The organism is Pectinatus frisingensis (genome assembly GCF_015732285.1).
GTDB classification, from domain to species: Bacteria; Bacillota; Negativicutes; order Selenomonadales; family Selenomonadaceae; genus Pectinatus; species Pectinatus frisingensis.
Map to the genome: position 1 here is coordinate 1 of NZ_WIQU01000001.1, position 3,523 is coordinate 3,523.

The following is a 3,523-nucleotide window of genomic DNA, read 5'->3' on the forward strand; positions in this document are numbered from 1 at the left end:
CTTTCAAACCGGCAGCGACCTAATCTCCCAGGGGGCTGCCCCCCAAGTACCTTCGGCCTGTGGATGCTTAACTACTGTGTTCGGAATGGGAACAGGTGGATCCATCCAGGTATCGCCACCAGATGTTCTGGCCTTCAGTGCCTCAGCACCTCAGCCGGTATATACAGTAACCAGGAAACTTATCTGCTGCTTTTCCTTTACCTATATACTCTCGAGTGTTCTTGCACACTCAAAACTTCACAGAAGAAAATCTCTGACCAAACATTTCTCTTTTTTGATGAAATCAAGTTAAGCTCTCGGCTTATTAGTACCAGTCCGCTTCATATGTCACCATACTTCCACTCCCGGCCTATCTACCTCGTCTTCTTCAAGGTGCCTTCCAAACTTGCGTTCTGGGAAACCTCATCTTAAAGCTGGTTTCACGCTTAGATGCTTTCAGCGTTTATCCTTTCCGAACGTAGCTACCCAGCTGTACCCCTGGCGGGATAACTGGTACACCATTGGTTCGTCCACTCCGGTCCTCTCGTACTAGGAGCAGCCCTCTTCAAGTTTCTTTCGCCCGCGATGGATATGGACCGAACTGTCTCACGACGTTCTGAACCCAGCTCACGTACCACTTTAATGGGCGAACAGCCCAACCCTTGGGACCTGCTCCAGCCCCAGGATGTGATGAGCCGACATCGAGGTGCCAAACCTCCCCGTCGATATGGACTCTTGGGAGAGATTAGCCTGTTATCCCCAGGGTAGCTTTTATCCGTTGAGCGATGGCCCTTCCACTCGGAACCACCGGATCACTAAGCCCTGCTTTCGCACCTGCTCGACTTGTTGGTCTCGCAGTCAAGCTCCCTTCTGCCTTTGCACTCTTTGCGCGATTTCTGGCCGCGCTGAGGGAACCTTTGGGCGCCTCCGTTACTCTTTCGGAGGCGACCGCCCCAGTCAAACTGCCCGCCTGGCACTGTCTTGAAGTTCGTTGCTCTTCCAGTTAGATGCCCGTTAAATGAAGGGTGGTATCCCAACAATGACTCCTTAAAGACTTGCGCCTCTAATTCCAAGTCTCCCACCTATCCTGTACGTCATTTACCGAATATCAATGCCAGGTTACAGTAAAGCTCCATGGGGTCTTTCTGTCCAGTCGCGGGTAACCTGCATCTTCACAGGTATTTCAATTTCACCGGGTCCCTCGTTGAGACAGTGCCCAAGTCGTTACACCTTTCGTGCGGGTCGGAACTTACCCGACAAGGAATTTCGCTACCTTAGGACCGTTATAGTTACGGCCGCCGTTTACCGGGGCTTCAATTCGGGGCTTCGGATTGCTCCTGACTCCTCTTCTTAACCTTCCGGCACCGGGCAGGTGTCAGCACCTATACGTCAGATTGCTCTTTCGCAGGCACCTGTGTTTGTGCTAAACAGTCGCTTGGGCCTCTCTTGTGCCACCGTCTGCCGCTCCGTCCGTTCGGACTTCACAGCCTGCGGCTATCCTTTTCCCGAAGTTACGGATATATTTTGCCGAGTTCCTTAACGAGGGTTGTCCCGCGCACCTTAGGATTCTCTCCCCGTCTACCTGTGTCGGTTTGCGGTACGGGCGCTGCATTTCTCGCTAGAAGCTTTTCTCGACAGTGTGGTATGCTCAAATTCGGCTCCTCCGCAGATTCGCCTATCTGTCACTTCTCGGCCTTTTGCAGTACGGATTTCCCTTTACTGCAGCCTACCGGCTTCGACGCGCTCTTCCATTCGCGCGCTCGAGCTGCCTGCTGTGTCACTCCTTCGCTCAGTCAAAATACAACGGTACAGGAATTTTCGCCTGTTGTCCATCGCCTATGCTTTTCGCCTCGGCTTAGGTCCCGACTTACCCTGGGTCGACGAGCGTTGCCCAGGAATCCTTAGACTTTCGGTGGAACAGATTCTCACTGTTCTTTTCGTTACTCATACCGGCATTCTCTCTGCTGTACACTCCAATGCTCCTTACGGTACACCTTCAGTCGCATACAGTATGCTCCCCTACCCAGTATATATTTCTATATCCTGCCACGGCTTCGGTTCTGTGCTTGAGCCCCGGTCATTTTCGGCGCAGAGCCTCTCGACCAGTGAGCTATTACGCACTCTTTTAATGGTGGCTGCTTCTGAGCCAACATCCTGGTTGTTTATGAAGTCCTACATCCTTTTCCACTTAGCACAGCATTTGGGACCTTAGCCGGTGATCTGGGCTGTTTCCCTTTTGACTATGGGTCTTATCACTCACAGTCTGACTCCCAAGTATTTTATTACAGCCATTCGTAGTTTGACTAGGGTTGGCAGGCTTTACGCCCCCTTGCCTGATCAGTGCTCTACCGTCTGTAATATTCCCTTGAGGCTAGCCCTAAAGCTATTTCGGGGAGTACCAGCTATCTCCGCGTTCGATTGGCATTTCACCCCTATGCACACCTCATCCCAAAGTTTTTCAACACTCACGGGTTCGGTCCTCCACGCATTTTTACCTGCGCTTCAACCTGGACATGCATAGATCACTGCGGTTTCGGGTCTACACCATATTACTTGCCGCCCTTTTAAGACTCGCTTTCGCTTCGGCTCCGTGTCTTCCACTTAACCTCGCAATATAATGTAACTCGCCGGTTCATTCTTCAATAGGCACGCCGTCGCTCTCTTACGGAGCTTCGACTGCTTGTAGACATACGGTTTCAGGTTCTATTTCACTCCCCTTCCGGGGTTCTTTTCACCTTTCCCTCACGGTACTATGCGCTATCGGTCGCCAGGTAGTATTTTGCCTTGGAGGGTGGTCCCCCCTGTTTCTCGCAAGGTTCCTCGTGCCCCGCGATACTCTGGATACTGACCCGGATGACCCGCCTTTCGGCTACGGGGGTTTTACCCGCTGTGCCTGACCTTTCCAGGTCATTCGCCTAAACGTTCCATCCTTTTTGTCAGTCCTCAACCCCGTACCACCGAAGTGGTACGGTTTGGGCTTGTGCCCATTTCGCTCGCCGCTACTTTGGGTATCTCGTTTGATTTCTCTTCCTCCGGGTACTTAGATGTTTCAGTTCCCCGGGTTTGTCTTCCTCTCGGATGGCAGGACTTCTCCTGCCGGGTTGCCCCATTCGGACATGTACGGCTCAATAGATGCTTGCTCTTCCCCGTACCTTTTCGCAGCTTACCGCGTCCTTCTTCGACTCCTGGCGCCAAGGCATCCACCATATGCCCTTATTCGCTTAACTTTAAACTTTCCATAACCGCTCATCTGCTTCGTCATCATTTCAGCTCACTCATCGGCGTATACTAATACGCCTTCTTCATTCGCTTTCATGCTTCCTTGCATCTGAACGCTTCTGGTAAGTTTATTATATTCTCGAGTCTCCTCCAGAATATCACCTTTAGCTTAAGTTTATATGTTTTGTCTTAGCTTGTTTTTAGTTTCCTAATTGTGCTTGGTCCAACTATTCCCCGCCATCCTCTTGAAAATCTCTTCTCACAAGTTTGGCATTGGTGATTAATTGTTCTTTGCTTTTCTTCTGTGTAGTTTTCAATGTGCAAT

Annotated in this window: 2 rRNA genes; both read right to left on the minus strand. The window is 51.0% G+C overall.

The window, feature by feature from the left end:
• Window positions 1–6: 6 nt before the first annotated feature.
• Window positions 7–123 (minus strand): 5S ribosomal RNA (rrf, locus tag I6751_RS00005).
• A 161-nt stretch (window positions 124–284) separates the two neighbouring features.
• Window positions 285–3,206: ribosomal RNA gene (locus tag I6751_RS00010) — 23S ribosomal RNA — on the minus strand.
• Window positions 3,207–3,523 lie beyond the last annotated feature (317 nt).